Genomic DNA, 21,597 nt, shown 5'->3' with positions numbered 1-21,597 from the left:
TGGTGGGTGCGACCGACCTGCACTGGTGGGTGCGAACCGTTGGTTCGCACGCCTTTCGCCGGGCATGGCCCGGCGCTACCGTGGGGCATCGTTCCCGGCGGCATCTGCCCGCCCTAGACACGGTTGCCGCCGCCGATCAGGTAGAATCCGCGCCTTGATCCTGAAGCAGCCAGACGGTAACACCCATGGGAAGAGGTCCCTCGATCGAAAACCGCAAAAACGCGTCTGACGCGAAGCGCGGCAAGATTTTCACCAAGATCATCCGCGAGATCGGCGTTGCCGCGCGCGGCGGTGGAGGCGACCCCAACAACAACCCGCGCCTGCGCGTTGCCATGGACAAGGGTCTGAGCGTGAACATGTCCAAGGACGTGATCGAACGCGCCATCAAGAAGGCCACCGGTGAACTGGAAGGCGTCGATTACGAGGAAATCCGCTACGAGGGCTACGCCCCGGGCGGCGTCGCCGTCATCGTCGACTGCCTGACCGACAACCGCGTGCGTACCGTGGCCGATGTCCGCCACGCGTTCAGCAAGTGCGGCGGCAACATGGGCACCGAAGGCTCGGTCGCCTTCATGTTCAAGCGCCTGGGCGTGCTGCATTTCGCCGCCGGTGCCGATGAAGAAGCGATCACCGAAGCGGCCATCGAGGCCGGCGCCGACGACATCGTGGTCTACCCGGAAGACGGTGCGATCGACGTGGTCACCAGCCCGGACGCGTTCAACGCGGTCAAGGACGGAATGGCCGCGGCCGGCCATGTCGCCGACCACGCCGAGATCACCTTCCGCGCGGACAACGACATCAAGGTCGAGGGCGACGTCGCCCTGCAGGTCAAGAAGCTGCTGGACATGCTGGAAGATCTGGACGACGTGCAGGACGTGTACTCCAACGCCGAACTCGGCGCCGACGCCTACGCCTGAGCCGTCCCAGACGGTCTGGGCGCGGGCCGTTGAACGGTCACCGCGGACAGTCATGAGCCCATACGCCTGCCAGCGTTTCCCGTTCCACCCGGCCAGGAGTGCCGCATGACCCGCATCCTCGGCATCGACCCCGGTTCCCAGCGGACCGGGGTCGGCATCATTGATGTCGACGCCGCCGGCAAGGTCAGCCACGTGCATCACCAGCCGCTGGTGCTGCTGGGCGCCGACGATTTCCCCCAGCGCATGAAGCTGCTGGTGCTGGGCCTGGCCGATCTGTGCCAGACGTACCAGCCGGACGAAGTGGCCATTGAAAAGGTCTTCATGGCCCGCAACCCCGATTCGGCTCTGAAGCTGGGCCAGGCCCGTGGCGCGGCCATCTCGGCGGTGGTCCTGCGCGACCTGCCGGTGCACGAATACGCCGCCAGCGAGATCAAGCTGGCCGTGGTCGGCCGCGGTGGCGCCGAAAAGCAACAGGTTCAACACATGGTCGGGCTCATGCTCAACCTGAAAACCAAGCTGCAGGCCGACGCGGCCGACGCGTTGGCGGTGGCAATCACCCATGCCCACGTAAGGGCGACGGCCAACCGCCTGGGGCTCAGTGCCCGCCAGGCCTGGGGCCGCAAATGAGGAGCTGCACGCAATGATCGGTCGACTGCGCGGCATCGTCGCCTACAAGGCACCGCCGTGGCTGGTGGTGGACGTGAACGGGGTGGGCTACGAACTGGAGGCGCCGATGAGCACCTTCTACGACCTGCCCGAACTCGGCCGCGAGGTCACCCTGTACACCCATTACTCGCAGAAGGAAGACAGCGTCTCGCTGTACGGCTTCCTGCGCGAGGGCGAGCGCCGGCTGTTCCGCGACGTGCAGAAGGTCAGTGGCATCGGCGCGAAGATCGCGCTGGCCGTGCTGTCCGGCGTCACCGTCGAGGAATTCGCGCGCATGGTCCAGGCCGGTGACATCACCGCACTGACCCGCATCCCGGGCATCGGCAAGAAGACCGCCGAGCGCATGGTGCTGGAGCTGCGCGACCGCGCCGCCCAGTTCGGTGCCGGCGGCGCACTGCCCACCGGCAGCGGCCCGGCCCCGGCCGATCCGCTGTCCGACGCCACCGTGGCCCTGCAGCAGCTGGGCTACAAGCCGACCGAAGCGGCGCGCATGGCCCGCGAAGCCTTCAATGAAGGCGACGAAGTGGCCACCGTCATCCGCAAGGCCCTGCAGTCGGCGCTGCGCTGAAGCGCGCGCTGGTCTTTTCCCATTCCCCCATCGCCTGAGCTTCGCCAGGAGTCCCATGTCCAGCAGTCAAACCCCGCACGCAGCCGCCCCCGGCGGCCATGGTCACGCCCCCCCGGCCGGGGGATTGGCGCTGATCATCGGTGCGATCGGCGTGGTCTTCGGCGATATCGGTACCAGCCCGCTGTACACCCTGAAAGAGGCGTTCTCGCCGCACTACGGGCTCAACAGCGACCACGACACCGTGCTGGGCGTGCTGTCGCTGGCGTTCTGGGCGCTCAACATCGTGGTCACCCTGAAGTACGTGACCATCATCATGCGCGCCGACAATGACGGCGAGGGCGGCATCATGGCGCTGATGGCGCTGACCCAGCGCACCCTGCGCAACGGGTCGCGCTCGGCGTACGTGGTCGGCATCCTCGGTATCTTCGGTGCCTCGCTGTTCTTCGGCGATGGTGTGATCACCCCGGCGATTTCCGTGCTCGGCGCGGTGGAAGGCCTGGAGGTGGCGGCCCCGGGCCTGCATGGCTTCATCGTGCCCATCACGGTCGTGGTGCTGCTGGCTGTGTTCGCGGTGCAGCGCTTTGGTACCGAGAAGATCGGCAAGCTGTTCGGGCCGATCACCTCGATCTGGTTCATTTCGCTGGCCGCCATCGGCATCTACAACATCGTCGATTCACCGGAAGTGCTAAAGGCCTTCAACCCGTGGTGGGCCATCCGCTTCTTCATGGACCACAGCTGGCACGGCATCTTCATCCTCGGCGCGGTGGTACTGGCGGTGACCGGTGGCGAAGCGCTGTACGCCGACATGGGCCACTTCGGCGCCAAGCCCATCCGTCATGCGTGGTATTTCTTCGTGCTGCCATGCCTGGTGCTGAACTACCTGGGGCAGGGCGCGCTGGTACTCAACCATCCGGAGGCGGTGAAGAACCCGTTCTTCGAGGCCGTGCCGGACTGGGCGCTGTACCCGATGATCATCCTGGCCACCATGGCCGCGGTCATCGCCTCGCAGTCGGTCATCACCGGTGCGTTCTCGGTGTCGCGCCAGGCGATGCAGCTGGGCTACATCCCGCGCATGCGCATCAAGCACACCTCGCACGACACCATCGGCCAGATCTACATCCCCGGCATCAACTGGGGCATCGCGGTGATGGTCATCGGCCTGGTGCTGGCGTTCCGCAGCTCGTCCAACCTGGCCGTGGCCTACGGCATCTCGGTGTCGGCCACCATGCTCATCGACACCCTGCTGCTGGCCCTGGTGGCCCGCTCGCTGTGGCCGAAGGCACGCAACTGGATCCTGCCGCTGTGCGTGGTGTTCTTCATCATCGACCTGGGCTTCGTCATCGCCAACGGCGCCAAGCTGCTGCAGGGCGCGTGGTTCCCGGTGGTGCTGGGCATTTTCCTGTTCACCATGATGCGCACCTGGCGCCGTGGCCGCGAGCTGCTGCGCGATGAGATCCGCAAGGACGGCATCCGCATCGACACCTTCCTGCCGGGCCTGATGCTGGCGCCGCCGGTGCGCGTACCGGGCACCGCGGTGTTCCTCACCGCCGACCCGACCGTGGCCCCGCACGCGCTGATGCACAACCTCAAGCACAACAAGGTGCTGCACGAGCGCAACGTGTTCCTGCACGTGGAAACCCTGCCCATTCCCTATGCGATGGAAGGGCAGCGGCTGAAGATCGAATCGGTGGGCGACGAGTTCTACCGGGTCTACGTGCGCTTCGGCTTCATGGAGACCCCGGACGTGCCGCTGGCGCTGATGCGCTCGTGCGACCACGGCGGCATCTACTTCGACCCGATGGACACCACGTTCTTCGCCAGCCGCGAAACCATCGTCGCCACCGCCAACCGCGGCATGCCGATCTGGCGCGACAAGCTGTTCGCGCTGATGCATCGCAACGCCGCCCCGGCGACGGGCTTCTTCCGCATCCCGGGCAATCGCCTGGTAGAACTGGGTGCCCAGGTCGAGATCTGACCGCGCGGGGTCGGATCCTTTTTCCGCAGGAAAAAGGCTCTGACCCCATCAGCCCGGTTCCAATGCCTGAAGGGGTCAGAGCCGTTTTCCGTTGGAAAACGGATCCGACCCCGTGCCGACCAACGGTCGGCACCCACCAAAGCAGCAGGCCAGCAGTTCGCAGCAAACTGTCGAAGGCGGGGTGGGTCCGGTTGCGGGGGCGTGAGCCGCATGGATGCGGCGACCGAGCTTACATGGACGTACTTGCAGCGTCCCCCGTAACCGGACCCACCCCGCCATTCCCCAGGAAGTCCGCTCCGGCTGTTGCTCTGGATGTTGCCGTTGCCTCTGCGGGTGCCGGGCGCAGCCCGGCCGAAACCCGTACTTTTGCCGCATAATCAGCACATGACCGACGATCGCATCATCGGCGCCGGCGCCACCCGCGAGGATGACGCCGCCGACGCCAGCATCCGACCCAAGCGACTGGCCGATTACCTCGGCCAGGCGCCGGTGCGCGAGCAGCTGGAAATCTACATCGAAGCGGCCAAGGCCCGTGGCGACGCGCTCGACCACGTGCTGATCTTCGGCCCACCGGGCCTCGGCAAGACCACCCTCAGCCATGTCATCGCCAACGAACTGGGCGTGGCGCTGCGGGTGACCTCCGGCCCGGTCATCGAAAAGGCCGGCGACCTCGCCGCGCTGCTGACCAACCTGCAGCCGCACGACGTGCTCTTCATCGATGAAATCCACCGCCTGTCGCCGGTGGTCGAGGAAGTGCTGTACCCGGCAATGGAAGATTTCCAGATCGACATCATGATCGGCGAGGGCCCCGCGGCCCGCTCGATCAAGATCGACCTGCCGCCGTTCACCCTGATCGGCGCCACCACGCGTGCCGGCCTGCTGACCGCGCCGCTGCGCGACCGCTTCGGCATCGTCCAGCGCCTGGAGTTCTACAGCGTCGAGGAATTGACCCGCATCGTGCGCCGTTCGGCGGCCATCCTGGCCATCGACTGCACCGCCGACGGGGCAGGGGAGATCGCCCGTCGCGCGCGTGGCACCCCGCGTATCGCCAACCGACTGCTGCGCCGCGTGCGCGACTACGCCCAGGTCAAGGCCGGTGGCCACATCGACGAAGCCGTCGCCCAGGCCGCCATGAAGATGCTCAAGGTCGACCCGGAAGGCTTCGACGAACTCGACCGCCGCCTGCTGAAGACCATGGTCGACTACTTCGACGGCGGCCCGGTGGGCATCGAATCGCTGGCCGCGGCCCTGTCCGAAGAGCGCGGCACCCTGGAGGACGTGGTCGAACCCTACCTGATCCAGCAGGGCTTCCTGGTGCGCACCGCGCGCGGCCGCATGGCCACCCACAAGGCCTACCGGCACATGGGATTGAAGCCGAAAAACCCGCCGCAGGACCTGTTTGCGGAGGTTCCCGATGTCGGTTGAGCCCCGATTCAGTTGGCCGACACGCATTTACTGGGAAGATACGGACGCTGGCGGGGTGGTCTACCACGCCCGCTACGTGGCCTTCATGGAACGGGCCCGGACCGAATGGATGCGCGCGCTGGGCTACGGCCAGGAGCGCATGCGCAGCGAGCACGGCATGGTGTTCGCGGTGCGTTCGATGCAGATGGACTTCATCAAGCCGGCCCGGCTGGATGACGCCCTGCAGGTGAGCGCCACCCTGGTCCAGCTGAAGAAGGCCAGCATGGTCTTCGACCAGCGGGTCGAGCGCGACGGCGAGCTTCTGCTGTCGGCCCAGGTCCGCATCGCCGCACTGGACGCGGCCAGTTTCCGCCCGCGTGGCATGGACGAACCCGTCCTTGCCGCGCTGCAACCCTACCTCCACCCCGAATCCGAACTTTGAGGAACAACGGATGATCGCAACGCTCCTGGCCCTGCAGGCCACGGTCACCGAGGCACTGCCGGCCGATGTCAGCAACGCCGCGACCCAGACCCTTGCCCAGGCCACCACCGGCGGCGGCATCAACTACCTCGAACTGATGGCCAAGGCCAGCCTGCCGGTGAAGCTCATCGTGCTGCTGCTGCTGATCGGCTCGTTCGTCAGCTGGGTGATCATTTTCCGCAAGGCCCGCGTGTTCAAGCAGGCCACCCGCGAAGCCGACGAGTTCGAGAACCGCTTCTGGTCCGGCGCCGACCTGGGCAAGCTGTACAGCTCGGCCACCGACCGCAGCCGCAATGTCGGCGGCCTGGAAGCCATCTTCGAATCCGGTTTCCGCGAGTACAGCCGCCTGCGCGACAAGCGTCGCCTGGACGGCCGCGCGCAGCTGGAAGGTGCCCAGCGCGCCATGCGCACCACCTACACCCGTGAAGTGGACCAGCTCGAGCGCAACCTCGAACTGCTGGCCAACATCGGCTCCACCGCCCCGTACGTGGGCCTGGTCGGCACCGTGTTCGGCATCATGGTGACCATGCACGACATGATCAGCAGCGGTGCCCAGGCCGGTATCGCCGCCGTCGCCCCGGGTATCTCCGAAGCGCTGTTCGCCACCGCCATCGGCCTGTTCGTGGCGATCCCGGCGGTGTGGGCCTACAACCGCTTCACCACCCGCGTGGAACGCATGTCGGTGCGGTTCGAAACCTTCGCCGAAGAGTTCAGCTCCATCCTGCAGCGCCAGAGCGCTGGCGACGAGTAAGCGACTGACCCGGGAGTCCAAGCCATGTCCGCTGCCATCGGTCGCCGCAAGCGCCGCAAGCTGAAATCGGAAATCAACGTCGTTCCCTACATCGACGTCATGCTGGTGCTGTTGATCATCTTCATGGTCACCGCGCCGCTGCTTACCCTGAGCTTTGATGTTGACCTGCCGCAGTCCAACGCCAAGGCGCTGGAAAGCAAGCAGGACCCGGTGGTCGTCTCGGTCCGCCAGGACGGCCAGCTGAGCCTGAAGCTGCCCGACGCCAAGGAGCCGACCGCGGTCAGCGCCGAGGAGCTGCTGGGCCGCCTGTCCGGCATCGCCGCACAGGACAAGGACGTGCGCGTGATCGTCGCCGCCGACCGTGCCGTGGCCTATGAAAAGGTCGTCGACGCGATGGATGTCATCAAGCGCGCCAAGATCGACAAGGTAGGCCTGGCCACCGATGCACGCTGACACCCTGCCACCGCCGCACAAGCAGGAACCGGGCTGGGGCCTGCCCCTGGCGCTGGCCGTGCTGGTGCACGTGCTGGTCGCGCTGGTCTTCATCGTGGCCTGGCTGTGGTCGCCGGAGCGCAACACCGAAGCCGCCGCCGGCGACCCGTCGGTCGAGGCCAGCCTGGCGCTGTCCTCCTCCGAGGCAGCCGCCGCGCGCCAGGCCCTGCGCCAGTCGGAAAAGCTGGAAGACCTGCCCGAACCGGTCGCCGAGCCGGTGCCCGTGCCGGAAGACACCATCCCGCCGCCGCAGCCGATCGAGGAGCCGCGCCCGCAGGACGCGCCCACGCCGCAGCAGCAACAGGCGCAGGAGCGCGTGGCGCAGCCGGATACCAAGGACCAGGAAGCCGCCAATGCCCTGGCCATCTCGCAGGAGAAGGCCAAGCAGGAGCAGGAAGCCAAGCGCCGCCAGGAACAGATCGACCTGACCGAACGCAAGCGCCAGGAAGAAGCCGAGCAGAAGGCACGCCTGGCCAAGCAGCAGGAAGAGGACGCCAAGAAGAAGATCGCTGACCAGCAGAAGGTGGCGGCTGACAAGGCCGAGGCCGAGCGGCAGAAGAAGATCGCCGACATCCGGGCCAAGCGCGAGCAGGCCGAGAAGGAAGCCAAGCTGGCCGAGCAGAAGCTGCGCCAGGTGGCCGCCGCGCGCAACGCCGCAGGCACGACCCCGGCCGGCAGCACCGGCGCGGCCCAGCCGGCCAACGGCGGTGGCGGTACCAGCGATGATCTTTCGGCGAAGTACGCTGCGGCGCTGGTGAACAAGATCCGTGGCTCGTGGACGCGTCCGGACAGCGTGCCGATCGGCCAGCGCTGCCAGATCACCATCACCCAGATTCCGGGTGGCCAGGTGCTGCAGGCCAAGGTGGGCGCCAACTGCCCCTACGACGAGGCCGGCAAGCGCTCGATCGAGGCCGCGGTGCTCAATGCGCAGCCGCTGCCGTATCGCGGTTTTGAATCGGTGTTCGCGCGTACGCTCAACCTGACATTTACGCCGCAGGACTGATCGCGGCGCTTCGGACAGCCCCGTCCGCGTTACGCGGCGAGGTGCTGAAGTTAACGGTGCGTGAGAGCGCACCCTGGCACTGACCCGGAATTCACGTACCCTTGGTTCATGATTGCGAAGCGGTTCACCCGCCGTTTGCTATCCCTCGTACCGGTTTCCCCCTACTGAGCGCTCCATGAAGAAGATGCCTCGCTGGCTTGCCGTGTTTGCGGCCCTGTTGCTGCCCTTCGCTGCCTTCGCGCAGCAGAGGAGCCTTGACCTTGAAATCATCGGCGGCAATGCCTCCGCGCTGCCGATTACCATCGTGCCGATGCCCTACCAGGGTTCGGCGGGCGCCCCGCAGACCGATGTGGCCGGCGTCGTCCGCGCCGACCTGGAGCGTTCGGGCCAGTTCCGCACGCTGCCCGAAGCGCAGATCGTGGAAAAGCCGACCCGTGGCGGCGAGATCCAGTTCCCGACCTGGCGCGCACTGAAGCAGAACTACATCGTCGTCGGCCGCGTCATCGACGCCGGTGCCGGCGCCTACCGCGTCGAGTACGAACTGTTTGACGTGCCCAAGGGCGAGCGCCTGCTGGGTCTGGCCATGACCGCACGTGGCAACGCCATGCGCGACGTGGCCCACCAGATGGCCGATGCCATCTACGAGAAGATCACCGGTGTGCGCGGCGCCTTCTGGACCCGCATCGCCTATGTCACCGCCAGCGGCAAGGGCGATGCCATGCGCTACGCGCTGATGGTCGCCGACTCGGATGGCTACAACCCGCAGACCATCGTCCGCTCGGCCGAGCCGCTGCTGTCGCCGTCGTGGAGCCCGGATGGCGGCAAGCTCGCCTACGTCAGCTTCGAGCGTGGCAACTCGGCCATCTACATCCAGAACATCTCCACCGGCGCCCGTGAGCTGGTCACCAGCTTCCGCGGCATCAACAGCGCCCCGGCCTTCTCGCCGGACGGCCGCAAGCTGGCCCTTACCCTGTCGCGTTCGGGCAACCCGGAGATCTACGTGATGGACCTGGGCAGCAAGCAGCTGACCCAGCTGACCAACCACTTCGCCATCGACACCGAGCCGACCTGGGCCCCGGACGGCAGCGCGGTGTACTTCACCTCCGACCGCGGCGGCCGTCCGCAGGTCTACAAGGTGGGCGCCGGCGGCGGCAGTGCCGAGCGCGTGACCTTCCAGGGCAACTACAACGCCAAGCCCTCGGTGTCCTATGACGGCAAGAAGATCGCCGTGGCACAGGGCTCGGGCAACAGCTACAAGATCGCGGTGATGGACAGCTCGCTGGGCTCCCCGCGCTGGAACACCCTGTCGGTCGGCTCGCTGGACGAGTCGCCGAGCTTCGCCCCGAACGCGAGCATGGTGCTGTACGCCGCACGCGAAGGTGGCCGTGGTGTGCTGTATGCCGTGTCGGCCGATGGGCGCGTCCGCCAGCGCCTGGTGCTGGCCGATGGTGACGTGCGCGAACCGGCATGGTCGCCATACCGTACCCAACGCTAAAAGAGTGTTAATATTTTCCTGTATTGACCCCTCATCGGCCTAGGAGCCACAAAGGTATTGCCATGAACAAGTCCACCCGCGTTCTGCTTGTTTCCCTGCTGTCTGTGGCCGTCCTGGCCGGTTGCTCGAAGAAGGTGAAGGAAGAGCCGGCAGCCCCGGTCGACACCGGTTCGACCACCGCTCCGACCGCTCCGGCCACCTCCGGCCTGTACGGCCCGGGTGACCTGGACACCGACGCTTGCCTGCGCCAGCGCGTTGTCTACTTCGACCTGGACAAGGAAGAAGTGAAGCCGGAATTCCAGGCCATCATGGCTTGCCACGCCAAGTACCTGCGTGACCGTCCGTCCTCGCGCATCACCCTGCAGGGCCACACCGACGAGCGCGGTTCGCGCGCGTACAACCAGGCCCTGGGCGAGCGTCGTGGCAACGGCGTCAACTCGGCCCTGCAGGCCAACGGTGGCTCGGCTTCGCAGCTGACCGTCGTGTCCTACGGTGAAGAGCGTCCGGTCTGCACCGAGTCGAACGAGTCCTGCTGGTCGCAGAACCGTCGCGTCGAAATCGTCTACACCGCGCAGTAATCCATGCGCATTGGCATCAAACTGATGCTGGTCGTTGCGGCAGCCCTCGTGGCTGCCGCACCGGCGCATGCACAGCGGCAGAGCCTGGCCGACCGTGTCGGTTCCCTCGAGCAGCAGATGTACAACAACAGTGCCAACCAGGACCTGTTGAACCAGATCAATCAGCTGCGGCAGCAGGTCACCAGCCTGCAGTCGACCCTCGAGCAGATCCAGCACGAAAACGCCCAGCTCAAGCAGTCCGCCCAGGACCAGTACCTGGATCTGGACAGCCGCCTGAACCGGTTGGAAGGGGGCAATGCAGCGCCGGCCCTGCCGCCTGTTCCGGCCACCTCGTCGACGGCCCCTGCGGCCCCGGCGCAGCCCACTGCAGCGGCCACTTCCGAGCGGCCGCCTTCGGTGCATGGCGACCCGGGCAGCCTCGCGGCGACCGGTGATGAGCGCACCTCGTACAACGTCGCCTTCGATGCCCTCAAGGCTGGCAAGTACGACGATTCGGCACAGCTGTTCCTGAGCTTCCTGGAGCTGTACCCCAACGGCGTCTACACCCCCAATGCGCTGTACTGGCTGGGTGAGAGCTACTACGCCACCCGCAATTTCCCGATGGCCGAGACCCAGTTCCGCGAACTGATCTCGCGTTATCCCACCCACGACAAGGCCTCCGGCGGCCTGCTCAAGGTTGGCCTCTCGCTGTATGGCGAAGGCAAGGTCGACCAGGCCCAGCAGACCCTGGAAACCGTCGTGGCGCAGTACCCGGGCTCGGACGCCGCGCGCACCGCGCAGGACCGCCTGCAGTCGATCCGCCTGGGCAAGCAGATCCGCTGATTCGCTGACCCGGCGTACAATACGTAACCTGTAGAGCCGAGCCCATGCTCGGCTGCTTTCGTTTCCGGCGCCTGCTGATCCGGCCGCCCGCCCCATGAAGAATTGCCCGCCATGACCGCCGTTTCCCCGTCCGCCGCCGTCGCTACCCCCAGCGAAATCGTGCAGTCGCCGCTGCCCCGGCTGAAGATCACCGAGATCTTCACCTCGCTGCAGGGCGAAGCCGATACCGCCGGCTGGCCGACCGTGTTCGTGCGCCTGACCGGCTGCCCGCTGCGCTGCAACTACTGCGACACGGCCTACGCCTTCCACGGCGGCACCTGGTGGGATATCGACGACATCGTGGCCGAGGTGCTGGCCCAGGGCGTGCGCCATGTCTGCGTGACCGGCGGCGAGCCGCTGGCGCAGAAGCGCTGCCTGGTGCTGCTGCAGAAGCTCTGCGACGCCGGCATGGACGTCTCGCTGGAAACCTCCGGCGCGCTGGACGTCAGCGCGGTCGACCCGCGCGTGTCGCGCGTCGTGGACATCAAGACCCCGGGCTCGGCCGAGGCCGCGCGCAACCGTCTGGAAAACCTGCCGCTGCTGACCGCGCGCGACCAGATCAAGTTCGTCATCTGCAGCCGCGAAGATTACGACTGGGCCAAGGGCATGCTCGCCGAGCACGACCTGGTGAAGCGCTGCACCGTGTTCTTCTCGCCCAGCAAGGGCGAGATCACCGCGCGCCAGCTGGCCGACTGGATCGTCGAAGACCGGCTGCCGGTGCGCTTCCAGATGCAGCTGCACAAGATTCTGTGGAACGACGAGCCGGGCCGATGAGCCCGGGCGTGGTGCCCTGATGTAGTTCCGGCGCGGGACAGCGTGCTGGCTTTCCCCTCCCAACCGGATGTTTTACCCATGAAGAAGGCAGTCGTGCTTCTCTCCGGCGGCATGGATTCAGCCGCCGTCATCGCCATGGCCCAGGAACAGGGCTTCGCCGTGCATGCCCTGAGCGTGCGCTATGGCCAGCGCCACACCTCCGAGCTGGACGCCGCCGTTCGCGTGGCCAAGGCCCAGGGCGTGATCGCCCACAAGACCGTGGACGTGGACCTGCGCAGCATCGGCGGCTCGGCCCTGACCGATGACATCGACGTGCCCGAAGCGGGCGGCGAGGGCATCCCGGTCACCTACGTGCCGGCGCGCAACACCATCATGCTGTCGCTGGCCCTGGGCTGGGCCGAAGTGCTCGGCGCCAACGACATCTTCTGCGGCGTCAACGCCGTGGACTATTCGGGCTACCCGGATTGCCGCCCCGAGTTCATCGCCGCCTTCCAGGCGCTGGCCAACCTGGCCACCAAGTCGGGCGTGGAAGGGGCGGGCATCACCGTGCACGCACCGCTGCAGTTCCTCAGCAAGGCGCAGATCGTCAGCGAAGGCGTGCGCCTGGGCGTGGATTTCGGCCTGACCGTGTCCTGCTACAACGCCGACGCCAACGGCGCCGCCTGCGGCCACTGCGATGCCTGCCGCCTGCGCGCGCAGGGCTTCGCCGATGCCGGCGTAGCCGACCCGACGCTGTACGCGTAATGGTAGTGCCGGCCGCTGGCCGGCATTCGAACCAGCCCCCGGTGGGTGCGAACCCGCTCTTGGTGGGTGCGAACTGCTCCCCTGGTGGGTGCGAACCGTTGGTTCGCACACTTCTGCCCTCCCACCCAGCCATCAAAGTAGGTTAAAATGCCGACCCCGTCGAGAGGCAGGGCATGCATGGGCCGTTAGCTCAGTCGGTAGAGCAGAAGACTTTTAATCTTTTGGTCGATGGTTCGAATCCATCACGGCCCACCAATGCATTCAACGACTTAGGTCGTCAAAAAGGCACCGCTCTGCGGTGCCTTTTTCGTTTGGTGCCTGGATGGTGCCTACATTCCGGGTGCTTGATCAGGCCGGTGCCTGCGGGCGCCATTCGTTTCGCACCCACTGCTGCACTTCGGACTACAACCAGCGCACGCTGCGGCCGGCGCGTTTGGCAGGCTTCGGGAATTCGCCGCGCGCCATCATCCGGTAGATGCTGGCCTTGGAGAAACCGCAGTCCTCTTCGACCTTGCGCAGGGCGATCAGCGCGTCGTCGGTCGTGGTGGCGTTGTCGCTGTCGACGGTGCTGGTCATGTGTACCTCTGCTTTGCTGATTGCCACTGCGGCCAGGCCGTAGTGTGGTTGGCTGCTGTCTCTGGAAACGAGAAAGCTCCAACTGCTGCCGATAGATGTGAGCAGCGGCACGCCGAGCGCCCTCCGCGCGGCCCCCAACTCGGTTGGCGATCTGCATTAGGTCCATCGCCGGATCATTGAACAGCGCCTGGCCAATCTAGGCCGTCAACCTCTGGCTCGCAGTTGCTGCCAGCGTCACGGGCGCATCGATCGTGGCGTATGCGTGCGCACGCCACGCATCGCGTGCGGTCTGCAGATGCGCCTCACCGGCGAAGGTGAAGGTCATCGACAACCCACCCGCGGGGGTACTGGTCTGTGCGGTTTAATGTGTCGCTGACCACCGGCTCCCCTGCCTTCATGCTCGTGTCGCTGGTGCTCAAACATCCCCCTGCAGCAGCATCGATGGGTCGATCTGCCGCCTAGGAAAACTCCGACACGGGTGAGAACGTCCCGGGCTATATTCGCCGGAGGCACGGTCGAACGCCCACGCCCTTCATGCACGGTGCCTCGCTTCGAACGAATGACCGCCGACGCGGTCCGGCCGCCGGTTCAGTACAGCGACCCCAGTCCACGGTACGGACGAACACCTCGCAAGGAGAAAGTGATATGCAACGAACTTTGGTTTTCCTGGCGCTGTTGAGCGGCGCCGCCGTCTCGCTCCCGGCCGCCGTCTCGGCCGCGCCGGCTAACGAACTTGCGCAAGCGCAGTCGCACCAGCAAAAACGCATACAAGCCCTGTCCCGGCGCGATCGCCAAGGTGCGTACGAGGCCTTGGTCGCGACGGGCGACGCGCGACCGCCGGCGCCATTGCGCGACGCCACCGGCCACGTCATCGACTTGAGTGTCGAGCAGCGGCAGGCCGCGACGCGCGAGGCCGCGATCGATCTGGCGGCGCTGGGCTTCACGGCCGCTGATGTATCGGCCTATCGCAAACGCGATGTGGATCTGTTCGAGCTCGTGCGCAAATTTTTCTCGGGCACGGCCTCGCCCGGCGAGCAAATGGCGATGGCCGACACGGTCGTGATCGCCACCGCCGGGCCGGCCGTGCAAGGGCGAACCCGTTTGGACGGTTTCCTGTCGGCGATTCCGCTGACCGTCGTCGACTCGTTGAAGGGTTCGCGCACGCCGGGAGACACGGTGTACCTCGCGCGCAAATCCGGGCTCATGCCGGACGGCCTGCTGATGGAGGTGTCGTCCGAAGTCGCTCTCGTTCCCGGCAAGCGTTACCTGCTCGCGCTGTCGAAGAATCTTTACGAGCAGTGGACGGCCGAGGCGCGCAAGCAACCGGAGGCGGCGTTCAGCGCGCTGCCGTTTCTGATCTATGAAGTGTCCGACGGCGGCGCCCTGCTCGCCGGCCCGCAACCGGCGCGTTCGGGCGCGAACCCGAAGGACATCAAGACGGCCGAGCGGCAGCTCCGCACGTTCTCCCTGGACCAGCACTGAGGCAGAGCGTAGCCCAGATGCAATGCGGGCGCTGTCCTGCCTTTGCGCAGCGTGATCAAGCCTCGCTGCGAAGTTGAAGGGCAACCTATTCAGGCAAGAGTGGAAATCGAGGCTCGGTCGAACGGCATACTCTCTCCCCCCATGTCGTAGCAAGGAGCAGTAATTACATGACGTTTGTTGAATTGAAGCGCGTTGGCGCCATTCTTCTCGCCACTGTGGCTCTGGGCAGTACTTCGGTCCAGGCGGCCGAAAAAGCGGGGGCGACGCAGGGGAATGCAGGCACGCTGGCATCAGCACGAGCAGACGGGGTCAAGTCGCCAGAACGCTGGTACTACCTGGGCAGCAGTGCGTCATCCAAGACCTATATCGACAGGCAGCAGAAGCTGCGTCGTGAAGGTGACACCGTCACGCTGTCGATCCGTCAGGTGCTTGATACCGTTCCCGACGATCTCAAGGTTCATCCCCGGACCCGATATATGGATGTGCGATCGCGCTATGACTGCAAGAAGCACACCGTGGCCCATCTCTCGAGTATTGAACTCAGCGCAGACAACGAGTATCTCGGCGGCGAGCCCAAGCCGCTCGATCCTGTGCCGGTGCATGCGGCCACATTGAATGCCGCGGTGATGGACGTCGCCTGCTCGGCGGGCTGAGCCCGCGCCAGGCTTCAGCGTTGCGCGGCAATCCGCTGCGCAACGCCGCTCACAATCAGATCAGCTCCCGCCGTGATGTCCGCATGGCCACCATGGCGCGGACCACTCCGGCCCGATTGATCACCGAGGTAACGTGGCCTACTTCGCGTCGGCACCCTTGGCTCGTTCCGCCTCACGATCTGCTGCGGCCTGCGCGGCAATCGCCGCTGCATTCGCGGCAGCATTGGCAGAACGCTCTGCTGCAGCACGCTCCGCATCGATCTGTGCCCGCCGCTGGTTGCCGAACTGGCGCTCCATTTCCATTGCGGCAACGAAGCTGTCGGGGTGTTTCGCGGCGCAGGCCTGCTGCACCAGCTGCAGGGTACGATCCGTCAGGCCGGGCTGGATGTTGCCCAGCAGGCAATCGGCATAGGGCGCGGATGCGGCCGGGCCTGCGGCCAGTGCTGCGATGATCAGTGCATTCAACATGCGAACCTCCTTGTAAGTGCCACGTGACTTTACATCGGTCCGGCCCAGGGATGGGCCGGTACTCGATGACGATGCAGTTACTCCGGCCGCACTTCCCGGCATACCAGTTCGGCCAGCCCACGGCAGGCCATGAACAGGCCATCGACCACGCCTTCGTCCAGATGCCGATCGGGTGTGGCCATCAACCGGCAGCGTTCGGCGGCGTGCAGCATTTCCGCCACGGTGAGCATGCCAACGGCTGCGCGTTCTACGCGGGCCATGGCCTGTTCGCGGCCCGGCGGCAGGGTGGTTTCCGGCCAGAGCAGGCCATCCGCACCGTCGCCGTCGCGGATGCGTTTGAGGCATCCCCAGAACGTGCTCAGGTCGGGCGTGGGGTTGTCGCCATCATCGTTGCCGCTGTTGCTGGTGGGGTAGGGAGCATGGGGCGGACGTCGGTTCATCTCGATTTCCTCGGATCCAGGGCGGTAACGCCACCGCGCGGATGCGGGTGGCGGACGGTGCATGGCTGCAAGTCCGGATGACATCACGCTATTAACCGGCGGGCCCGAAGACCCCCACGCACCGCCCGCCATAAAGGCCGACGGATCACCCGTCGGCACCATTCGAGAACGGTGCCGACGGGCGAGCGTAAACAACAGCGTGAATGTCACTACGGGCTTGCAGGCCCGGTGCCATCCGTTGTCGGTGGCGCGGCATGTTGGTTACGCCCGCGCCTGGAATTCAATCGGAGTTTTCCGAAAGACCTGCGAGGTCCAGGCGCACGGAGAGAGTGTCGCAGGCAGGTGTGACGCCGCAAACGACAGCATGCGACGTATCTGCTGCAGTGTTTGGTGGATCACGGCGAGGAGTGTCGTGAATTGCACTGCGTGAGCCATCTGTTGTGAGGCGACGCTTGTAAAGCTGGCTTCACTTTTTCTTTGGATGGCGGCCGGGCGGGCGAGCTTGAGGCCTGATTTTCTGTGCGTATGCGACAGGGTCGAGGAGAGTTGTGCTTGGGCCGCCCACTCGCGCAAAGAGCAGCCGAGCGTGGGCTCGGCTCTACAGAAGTCATCGCGTCGTCAGACCGTCCACGCATGGCATGCGTCAACAGACGTCATTGCGCGGTCAGACCGTGCGCGCATGGCATGGGTCAACATAAATCATCGCGCGGTCGGTCATCCACGCATGGCGTGGATCTACTTTTTGCGGGCAATCGCGACGATCGCGGCCACGATGCCGACGGGGATCAGGACAACCGCCAGAAGGATGATCCAATGCCAGATGCTGAATGCGCCCATGTACCAACTCCTTGTAAGGGGCCATGCAGGGTAGCACCCGTGCGCGCGGTCATTCCCCGATGCAGTTCAAGCATCACGCAGCGCCAACGCACGCGACATGGCGCTATGCTCGGCATCTTTCCCAGGATGGGTCGCTCCATGCGCTTGATCGTGCTGTCGCTGTTGTTGTCCGCCGTCTCCGCTACACCGCTGATGGCTGCCGAACCGGCGCCGAACACGCAGGCTGCACCCGCCAGCCCGCTGGTGATCGGCGAGACCTTCACCATCGAATCGAAGGCATTGGGCGAAACCCGCCGCATCAACGTGTACCGCCCGCAGCCCTGGGGCCTGGACCCGAAGACGCCGCTGCCGGTGCTGTACATGCCCGACGGTGGCATCGGCGAGGATTTCCTGCACGTGGCCGGCCTGGTGCAGGTGCTGAGCGGCAACGACAGCATGCGTCCGTTCCTGTTGGTGGGCATCGAGAACACCGAGCGCCGCCGCGACATGACCGGCCCCAGCGGCGACCCGGAGGACCAGAAGATCGCACCGCGCATTGGTGGTTCGGCCGCCTACCGCGCGTTCCTGCGTGACGAACTGATGCCGCAGGTGCGCCAGCGCTACCCGACCACCGACGAGCGCGCGCTGATTGGCGAATCGCTGGCGGGCCTGTTCGTGGTCGAAACCCTGCTGCAGGAACCGACGCTGTTCAACAGCTATATCGCGCTGGACCCGAGCCTGTGGTGGAACAAGGGCGCGCTGCTGGCTGCGGCTCCCAAGCTGCTGCCGGCGGTGGCCAAGGCCAAGCCGCGCGTGTTCCTGGCCAGCAGCGGGCAGCCGGAGCTGGCGCAGACCGCGCAGCAACTGAGCGCGCTGCTGCAGGGCGCGTCGCCGTCGCTGCTGGCCGGCTATCAGCCGTTCCCGCAGGAAACCCACAGCACGGTCTACCACCCGGCGGCGCTGCAGGCGCTGCGCACGCTGTTCCCGGCGCACCCGCCGGCCCAGCCTTGATAGCGCCGATGGCCACAGGAGAAGCGCGGATGAAGCACGGACGTGGATGGAGTGCGGTGATGTGCCTGGCACTGGCCGGGTGCGCGATGTCGGTGGCACCACCGGCGGCGCAGAACACGCCGAAGCAGGGCACGGCAGCAGCCACCGCCACGCCCGGCGTGGTGCTGCCCGATACCGAGGCGCTGCGCGTGCACGATCCGGTCGGCCGCGATTACCCGATCTGGGTTGCTTTGCCGGCCGACTATGCGGCCCACCCTGAAAAGCGCTATCCGGTGCTGTACGTGACTGACGCGCTGTACAGCTTTCCGCTGGTGCGCAGCGTGCGTAACCTGGTGGGCCAGCAGGGCGTCAACATCGAGAACTTCATCCTGGTCGGGCTGCCGCCGCAGGAAGGGCTGACCTCCAAGCAGAGCCGTTCGCGCGATTACACGCCCAGCAATCCCGTGCGGAAGCCTGATGGTTACTACAGTGATGACGTCACCTACGGCGGGGCCGCGCATTACCGCGACTTCCTGGCCGCAGAGGTACTGCCGATGATTGACGCGCGTTACCGCACCGATCCGGCACGACGAGCGTTCGCAGGCCATTCCTATGGCGCACTGTTTGGCGCCTACGTGCTGACCACCCAGCCGGACCTGTTCAGCACCTACATTCTGTCCAGCCCTTCGCTGTGGTTCGACCAGCTGTTGCTGCCGCGCCTGCAGGACAGTGCCGTTATCCCGGCACAGCCGACCCGCGTGCTGTTGTCGGTGGGCAGCTACGAAACCGTCAAGCCGGGGCCGCGCTATTCAACCGGCAACGACATGCTGCGGCAGGCCGCGGACTTCACCGCGCAGCTGCAGCGCAATGGCCGCAAGCTGCAGGTGGACAACGTGGTGATCGAGGGTGAGGACCATCTGACGGTCTACCCGCGGGTGATCACCCGCGCGTTGCTTGAGGTGATGCCGGGTGAGGGGCCGTACACCGGTGGTTGATTGCAGGTTTCATCCACGCATGGCGTGGATCTACTGGGCAATGAGGTAGATCCACGCCAGGCGTGGAACAATGGGCCTTACGCCGCTTGCGCGTCCGGGCCGGTCAGCACGCCGGCATCGGCGTGGCGGAAGCACAGCCGGATGGCATCCAGCAGCTCGCTCATGTTGTACGGCTTGGGCAGGAAGTGGATGCCATCACGAAGCTGCGGCAGCACGGCGTGCTGGTCCATGCCCGAGGTCACCAGGATCGGCAGCTGCGGGTACAGGCCACGCACGTGGTTGGCGGCCTCGATGCCGCTGACCGGGCCCAGGTTGACGTCGGTGAACAGCAGGTCGAAGCGCTCACCGGCGGCGAGCAGCCCCAGCGCGGCTTCGGCCGAGCTCACGCCCACCACGTGGCAGGCCTGGCTCTCCAGCGCCATGCGGCTCAGCTCGCGGGTTTCCTCGGCGTCCTCGATCAGCAGGACGCGGGGCTCAACGTGGCGCTTGGACAGCAACATGACGCGACAACTCCGGACAGCAAAGGTGAAAAGGCGCGCAAGTATGCTCGACCGTGGGGTGATACCCGCGTGCAGGGTGGGCTAAGGCGGCGTTACAGCACGCTTTCGGCGCACATGCAGGCCTAATACGACAACAGCGAGTACCGCCGTGCCGATGCGAAGGCTGGTGGCCTGCCAGCCCAGGGCGACCGCATCGTCGAGGCTGAACACGTTCCAGGCCAGGTTCATCGACACGTGCAGGGCCAGGCCGCACCAGAGGGTGTTGCCGTCCAGATGGTCGAGCCAGGCGAAGATGAATCCGCCCAGGGCGATGACCGCGCCGACGAACAGGGCTATGCCGCCGCCCTCGAAGCCGCCGAAGCCGAGCCAGTGCACCATGCCGAACAGCAGCGCCTGCGGCAGCGCCAGCAGGGGCCAGGGGCCGCGCACGATCTTCAGCAGCAGCACGAAGCCGAGGCCACGGAACAGCACTTCCTCGGCCAGCGGGAACAGGACGGCCAGCATGCTGGCGTCCAGCGTGGTCAGTGCGGTGTTGGGCGACCCCAGCATGGCCAGGCCCAGCCAGCACGGCAGGCTGGCCAGCAGCACCCAGGCCGGTCCGCTGGCGCCGTTCCAGCGCAGGCCGAGGCTGGCCGCCAGACCCACGCCGCGGGGGCGCAGCAGGGCGGCAAGCAGCACTGCCACCAGTACGGCCAAGGCGTTATCGAGCAGGCTGCCGCCGTAGGGCATGGGCAACGCCGGGATGGGCAGGCCCACGGCGGCAGTGAGGTCACGCAGGTTCAGGCCGAGGCCGACGCTGAGCAGCACCAGCAGCACGCGGGCGGCGGTGGGTAGGCGGGAGGGCGAGGACATGTACACATTCCCTGCGGGATGAAGCCGCAGTGTGTGCGGCCGGCCTCGCGCGGGCACGCGCCGTTAGTCCCTGTGCCATCGGTCATGTTGCCGGACAGTCATCGATGGACAGGTACAGTCGAAGGCTGACCAACAGGAGCGACGCCCATGCAGTGCCCCGTGTGTACCACCCAGACCCTGCAGATGGCCGAGCGCCATGGCATCGAGATCGACTACTGCCCGGGCTGCCGCGGCGTGTGGCTGGACCGCGGTGAACTGGACAAGATCATCGAGCGCGCCGGGGCTGCCGTGCCGCCGCCGGCACCGGTGCAGGCCGCACCGCAGGTGGCACCGCCGCCGGTGATGCATCGCGATACCCGCCATCTTGGCCAGCGCCAGGATGAAAACCGTGGGCAGCACGGGCAGGGTTACAAGAAAAAGAAGAAGGAAAGCTTCCTGTCGGAGCTGTTCGACTTCTGACGCTGTTTGTAGAGTCGAGCCCATGCTCGACTGGCTGTTGCCGGCAGCAGTCGAGCATGGCTCGACTCTACAGAACAGCAAGGGCCAGTCGAGCAAGCTCGACTCTACGGGTTTACCGCCGGCGCAGGATGAACTCGCGGTCGCGCGTGCTGCCGACGATGAAATCGTACTCGCCGGCTTTTTCACAACCGTAGCGCGCATAGAAGCGCTGCGCGGCGAAGTTCTCCTCCCACACGCCCACCCACAGGGTGCGGCGCTGTGGCTGGTCCAACCAGGCGATGAACGCCTCCATCAGTCGTGCGCCATGCCCGCCGTTCTGGTGAGCAGCCAGGATGTACAGCCGCTTCAGTTCGATGTCGCCCTCGCGTGCCTCGGCATGCGGCAGGGTGTTGGCACCGGCGGCCAGGTAACCCACCACTTCCGCGCCATCCAGCAGCAGCCAGACCGCGCTGCGCTCGTCGGACAGTTCCTCGCGCTGCGGCACGATGCCGTAGTGCTCCTGCAGGAACACGTCTAGCTCCTGCGGCGGATACGAGTCGCCCCAGGTTTCGGTGTAGGTGGCAATGGCGATGGCCGAAAGCGCTTCGGCGTCGGCCAGGGTGGCGCGGCGGATCTGCAGGGACATGGCGGTGTGCGGAATGGAACGCGGCGCAGTGT

26 protein-coding genes and 1 tRNA gene are annotated in these 21,597 nt (G+C 66.1%); 20 read left to right on the top strand and 7 right to left on the bottom strand.

All coding sequences use genetic code 11. The features are described from left to right. Positions 1–185: 185 nt before the first annotated feature. The 15 genes from C1925_RS15925 (at position 186) to C1925_RS15855 (ending at position 12,964) form a co-directional block, all read left to right on the top strand. Positions 186–917 carry a YebC/PmpR family DNA-binding transcriptional regulator gene (locus C1925_RS15925; RefSeq protein WP_108769730.1) on the top strand — a complete coding sequence of 244 codons (732 nt, stop codon included), beginning with the start codon at positions 186–188 and terminating at the stop codon, positions 915–917. Positions 918–1,022: 105 nt separating this feature from the next. Continuing rightward, a complete protein-coding gene (ruvC, locus tag C1925_RS15920) occupies positions 1,023–1,544 on the top strand; it encodes a crossover junction endodeoxyribonuclease RuvC (RefSeq protein WP_108769729.1) in 522 nt (173 codons plus the stop codon). A gap of 13 nt (positions 1,545–1,557) precedes the next feature. After that, positions 1,558–2,151 (top strand): Holliday junction branch migration protein RuvA, encoded by a 594-nt coding sequence (ruvA, locus tag C1925_RS15915; protein ID WP_025874676.1) that lies wholly within the window; start codon positions 1,558–1,560, stop codon positions 2,149–2,151. Positions 2,152–2,206: 55 nt separating this feature from the next. After that, positions 2,207–4,126 carry a potassium transporter Kup gene (locus C1925_RS15910; protein ID WP_108769728.1) on the top strand — a complete coding sequence of 640 codons (1,920 nt, stop codon included), beginning with the start codon at positions 2,207–2,209 and terminating at the stop codon, positions 4,124–4,126. Between the two features lie 384 nt (positions 4,127–4,510). Continuing rightward, entirely contained in the window at positions 4,511–5,551 is a 1,041-nt protein-coding gene (ruvB, locus tag C1925_RS15905) for a Holliday junction branch migration DNA helicase RuvB (protein WP_075676470.1), read from the top strand. Further along, positions 5,541–5,972, top strand: a complete 432-nt coding sequence (ybgC, locus tag C1925_RS15900; protein ID WP_079222897.1) for a tol-pal system-associated acyl-CoA thioesterase — start codon at positions 5,541–5,543, stop codon at positions 5,970–5,972. Before ruvB ends, ybgC begins: the two co-directional genes overlap by 11 nt. 10 nt (positions 5,973–5,982) lie before the next feature. Further along, positions 5,983–6,762 carry a protein TolQ gene (tolQ, locus tag C1925_RS15895; protein WP_108769727.1) on the top strand — a complete coding sequence of 260 codons (780 nt, stop codon included), beginning with the start codon at positions 5,983–5,985 and terminating at the stop codon, positions 6,760–6,762. Positions 6,763–6,786: 24 nt separating this feature from the next. Further along, positions 6,787–7,215, top strand: a complete 429-nt coding sequence (gene tolR, locus C1925_RS15890) for a protein TolR (protein WP_108769726.1) — start codon at positions 6,787–6,789, stop codon at positions 7,213–7,215. Beyond that, positions 7,205–8,257: a cell envelope integrity protein TolA gene (tolA, locus tag C1925_RS15885; protein ID WP_108769725.1), complete on the top strand. Its 1,053-nt coding sequence runs from the start codon at positions 7,205–7,207 to the stop codon at positions 8,255–8,257. Before tolR ends, tolA begins: the two co-directional genes overlap by 11 nt. A 175-nt stretch (positions 8,258–8,432) precedes the next feature. Further along, entirely contained in the window at positions 8,433–9,752 is a 1,320-nt protein-coding gene (gene tolB / locus C1925_RS15880) for a Tol-Pal system beta propeller repeat protein TolB (protein WP_108769724.1), read from the top strand. A gap of 62 nt (positions 9,753–9,814) precedes the next feature. Further along, the gene (pal, locus tag C1925_RS15875) at positions 9,815–10,330 is read left to right on the top strand and encodes a peptidoglycan-associated lipoprotein Pal (protein WP_108769723.1); all 516 of its coding nucleotides are present in this window, start codon (positions 9,815–9,817) and stop codon (positions 10,328–10,330) included. A 3-nt stretch (positions 10,331–10,333) separates the two neighbouring features. Continuing rightward, positions 10,334–11,152 carry a tol-pal system protein YbgF gene (ybgF, locus tag C1925_RS15870; protein ID WP_108769722.1) on the top strand — a complete coding sequence of 273 codons (819 nt, stop codon included), beginning with the start codon at positions 10,334–10,336 and terminating at the stop codon, positions 11,150–11,152. Positions 11,153–11,263: 111 nt separating this feature from the next. Then, entirely contained in the window at positions 11,264–11,965 is a 702-nt protein-coding gene (gene queE / locus C1925_RS15865; RefSeq protein ID WP_108760530.1) for a 7-carboxy-7-deazaguanine synthase QueE, read from the top strand. Positions 11,966–12,043: 78 nt separating this feature from the next. After that, positions 12,044–12,709: a 7-cyano-7-deazaguanine synthase QueC gene (gene queC, locus C1925_RS15860; protein ID WP_108769721.1), complete on the top strand. Its 666-nt coding sequence runs from the start codon at positions 12,044–12,046 to the stop codon at positions 12,707–12,709. Positions 12,710–12,888: 179 nt separating this feature from the next. Then, positions 12,889–12,964 (top strand) — tRNA-Lys (locus C1925_RS15855). A 147-nt stretch (positions 12,965–13,111) separates the two neighbouring features. Here C1925_RS15855 and C1925_RS15850 read toward each other — a convergent pair. Together C1925_RS15850 and C1925_RS21475 are read right to left on the bottom strand one after the other, a co-directional pair. Continuing rightward, complete coding sequence (locus tag C1925_RS15850; protein ID WP_108769720.1) at positions 13,112–13,285, bottom strand: AlpA family phage regulatory protein; 174 nt, start codon at positions 13,283–13,285, stop codon at positions 13,112–13,114. A 196-nt stretch (positions 13,286–13,481) separates the two neighbouring features. After that, entirely contained in the window at positions 13,482–13,610 is a 129-nt protein-coding gene (locus tag C1925_RS21475; protein ID WP_301553960.1) for a hypothetical protein, read from the bottom strand. Positions 13,611–13,930: 320 nt separating this feature from the next. Between C1925_RS21475 and C1925_RS15845 the strand changes: the two genes are divergently transcribed. Both C1925_RS15845 and C1925_RS15840 read left to right on the top strand, forming a co-directional pair. Continuing rightward, positions 13,931–14,767, top strand: a complete 837-nt coding sequence (locus C1925_RS15845) for a hypothetical protein (RefSeq protein ID WP_108769719.1) — start codon at positions 13,931–13,933, stop codon at positions 14,765–14,767. A 167-nt stretch (positions 14,768–14,934) separates the two neighbouring features. Beyond that, positions 14,935–15,420, top strand: coding sequence for a surface-adhesin E family protein (locus C1925_RS15840; RefSeq protein ID WP_108769718.1), 486 nt, complete (start codon positions 14,935–14,937; stop codon positions 15,418–15,420). Between the two features lie 138 nt (positions 15,421–15,558). On the opposite strand, the gene C1925_RS15835 is transcribed toward C1925_RS15840, so the two are convergent. Together C1925_RS15835 and C1925_RS21515 are read right to left on the bottom strand one after the other, a co-directional pair. Continuing rightward, positions 15,559–15,888, bottom strand: a complete 330-nt coding sequence (locus C1925_RS15835) for a hypothetical protein (protein WP_108769717.1) — start codon at positions 15,886–15,888, stop codon at positions 15,559–15,561. Between the two features lie 77 nt (positions 15,889–15,965). Continuing rightward, a complete protein-coding gene (locus C1925_RS21515) occupies positions 15,966–16,538 on the bottom strand; it encodes a hypothetical protein (RefSeq protein WP_343125658.1) in 573 nt (190 codons plus the stop codon). A gap of 765 nt (positions 16,539–17,303) precedes the next feature. Between C1925_RS21515 and C1925_RS15825 the strand changes: the two genes are divergently transcribed. After that, entirely contained in the window at positions 17,304–18,155 is an 852-nt protein-coding gene (locus C1925_RS15825) for an alpha/beta hydrolase-fold protein (RefSeq protein WP_108769715.1), read from the top strand. Between the two features lie 29 nt (positions 18,156–18,184). Further along, positions 18,185–19,129 (top strand): alpha/beta hydrolase-fold protein, encoded by a 945-nt coding sequence (locus C1925_RS15820; RefSeq protein WP_108769714.1) that lies wholly within the window; start codon positions 18,185–18,187, stop codon positions 19,127–19,129. Positions 19,130–19,206: 77 nt separating this feature from the next. Here C1925_RS15820 and C1925_RS15815 read toward each other — a convergent pair whose 3' ends face one another. Together C1925_RS15815 and C1925_RS15810 are read right to left on the bottom strand one after the other, a co-directional pair. Continuing rightward, positions 19,207–19,629: a response regulator gene (locus tag C1925_RS15815; protein ID WP_108769713.1), complete on the bottom strand. Its 423-nt coding sequence runs from the start codon at positions 19,627–19,629 to the stop codon at positions 19,207–19,209. 81 nt (positions 19,630–19,710) lie between these two features. Continuing rightward, positions 19,711–20,481: a CPBP family glutamic-type intramembrane protease gene (locus C1925_RS15810; protein WP_108769712.1), complete on the bottom strand. Its 771-nt coding sequence runs from the start codon at positions 20,479–20,481 to the stop codon at positions 19,711–19,713. A gap of 147 nt (positions 20,482–20,628) precedes the next feature. Here C1925_RS15810 and C1925_RS15805 point away from each other — a divergent pair, with 147 nt between their 5' ends. Further along, the gene (locus C1925_RS15805; protein ID WP_108769711.1) at positions 20,629–20,940 is read left to right on the top strand and encodes a zf-TFIIB domain-containing protein; all 312 of its coding nucleotides are present in this window, start codon (positions 20,629–20,631) and stop codon (positions 20,938–20,940) included. Between the two features lie 112 nt (positions 20,941–21,052). Here C1925_RS15805 and C1925_RS15800 read toward each other — a convergent pair whose 3' ends face one another. Beyond that, on the bottom strand, positions 21,053–21,565 hold the full coding sequence (locus tag C1925_RS15800; RefSeq protein ID WP_108769710.1) for a GNAT family N-acetyltransferase: 513 nt from the start codon (positions 21,563–21,565) through the stop codon (positions 21,053–21,055). Between the last annotated feature and the right edge of the window lie 32 nt (positions 21,566–21,597).

Source organism: Stenotrophomonas sp. SAU14A_NAIMI4_5 (assembly GCF_003086795.1).
Lineage (GTDB): Bacteria > Pseudomonadota > Gammaproteobacteria > Xanthomonadales > Xanthomonadaceae > Stenotrophomonas.
The sequence above is the reverse complement of the archived record's forward strand: the minus strand, read 5'-3'. Positions and strand labels throughout refer to the sequence as shown.

What these genes read in the sequence shown, in the direction of transcription:
- C1925_RS15925 (WP_108769730.1), top strand. Translation starts at nt 186, where the DNA reads ATGGGAAGAGGTCCCTCGATCGAAAACCGCAAAAACGCGTCTGACGCG.
- ruvC (WP_108769729.1), top strand. Translation starts at nt 1,023, where the DNA reads ATGACCCGCATCCTCGGCATCGACCCCGGTTCCCAGCGGACCGGGGTC.
- ruvA (WP_025874676.1), top strand. Translation starts at nt 1,558, where the DNA reads ATGATCGGTCGACTGCGCGGCATCGTCGCCTACAAGGCACCGCCGTGG.
- C1925_RS15910 (WP_108769728.1), top strand. Translation starts at nt 2,207, where the DNA reads ATGTCCAGCAGTCAAACCCCGCACGCAGCCGCCCCCGGCGGCCATGGT.
- ruvB (WP_075676470.1), top strand. Translation starts at nt 4,511, where the DNA reads ATGACCGACGATCGCATCATCGGCGCCGGCGCCACCCGCGAGGATGAC.
- ybgC (WP_079222897.1), top strand. Translation starts at nt 5,541, where the DNA reads ATGTCGGTTGAGCCCCGATTCAGTTGGCCGACACGCATTTACTGGGAA.
- tolQ (WP_108769727.1), top strand. Translation starts at nt 5,983, where the DNA reads ATGATCGCAACGCTCCTGGCCCTGCAGGCCACGGTCACCGAGGCACTG.
- tolR (WP_108769726.1), top strand. Translation starts at nt 6,787, where the DNA reads ATGTCCGCTGCCATCGGTCGCCGCAAGCGCCGCAAGCTGAAATCGGAA.
- tolA (WP_108769725.1), top strand. Translation starts at nt 7,205, where the DNA reads ATGCACGCTGACACCCTGCCACCGCCGCACAAGCAGGAACCGGGCTGG.
- tolB (WP_108769724.1), top strand. Translation starts at nt 8,433, where the DNA reads ATGAAGAAGATGCCTCGCTGGCTTGCCGTGTTTGCGGCCCTGTTGCTG.
- pal (WP_108769723.1), top strand. Translation starts at nt 9,815, where the DNA reads ATGAACAAGTCCACCCGCGTTCTGCTTGTTTCCCTGCTGTCTGTGGCC.
- ybgF (WP_108769722.1), top strand. Translation starts at nt 10,334, where the DNA reads ATGCGCATTGGCATCAAACTGATGCTGGTCGTTGCGGCAGCCCTCGTG.
- queE (WP_108760530.1), top strand. Translation starts at nt 11,264, where the DNA reads ATGACCGCCGTTTCCCCGTCCGCCGCCGTCGCTACCCCCAGCGAAATC.
- queC (WP_108769721.1), top strand. Translation starts at nt 12,044, where the DNA reads ATGAAGAAGGCAGTCGTGCTTCTCTCCGGCGGCATGGATTCAGCCGCC.
- C1925_RS15850 (WP_108769720.1), bottom strand. Translation starts at nt 13,285, where the DNA reads ATGACCAGCACCGTCGACAGCGACAACGCCACCACGACCGACGACGCG.
- C1925_RS21475 (WP_301553960.1), bottom strand. Translation starts at nt 13,610, where the DNA reads ATGACCTTCACCTTCGCCGGTGAGGCGCATCTGCAGACCGCACGCGAT.
- C1925_RS15845 (WP_108769719.1), top strand. Translation starts at nt 13,931, where the DNA reads ATGCAACGAACTTTGGTTTTCCTGGCGCTGTTGAGCGGCGCCGCCGTC.
- C1925_RS15840 (WP_108769718.1), top strand. Translation starts at nt 14,935, where the DNA reads ATGACGTTTGTTGAATTGAAGCGCGTTGGCGCCATTCTTCTCGCCACT.
- C1925_RS15835 (WP_108769717.1), bottom strand. Translation starts at nt 15,888, where the DNA reads ATGTTGAATGCACTGATCATCGCAGCACTGGCCGCAGGCCCGGCCGCA.
- C1925_RS15825 (WP_108769715.1), top strand. Translation starts at nt 17,304, where the DNA reads ATGCGCTTGATCGTGCTGTCGCTGTTGTTGTCCGCCGTCTCCGCTACA.
- C1925_RS15820 (WP_108769714.1), top strand. Translation starts at nt 18,185, where the DNA reads ATGAAGCACGGACGTGGATGGAGTGCGGTGATGTGCCTGGCACTGGCC.
- C1925_RS15815 (WP_108769713.1), bottom strand. Translation starts at nt 19,629, where the DNA reads ATGTTGCTGTCCAAGCGCCACGTTGAGCCCCGCGTCCTGCTGATCGAG.
- C1925_RS15810 (WP_108769712.1), bottom strand. Translation starts at nt 20,481, where the DNA reads ATGTCCTCGCCCTCCCGCCTACCCACCGCCGCCCGCGTGCTGCTGGTG.
- C1925_RS15805 (WP_108769711.1), top strand. Translation starts at nt 20,629, where the DNA reads ATGCAGTGCCCCGTGTGTACCACCCAGACCCTGCAGATGGCCGAGCGC.
- C1925_RS15800 (WP_108769710.1), bottom strand. Translation starts at nt 21,565, where the DNA reads ATGTCCCTGCAGATCCGCCGCGCCACCCTGGCCGACGCCGAAGCGCTT.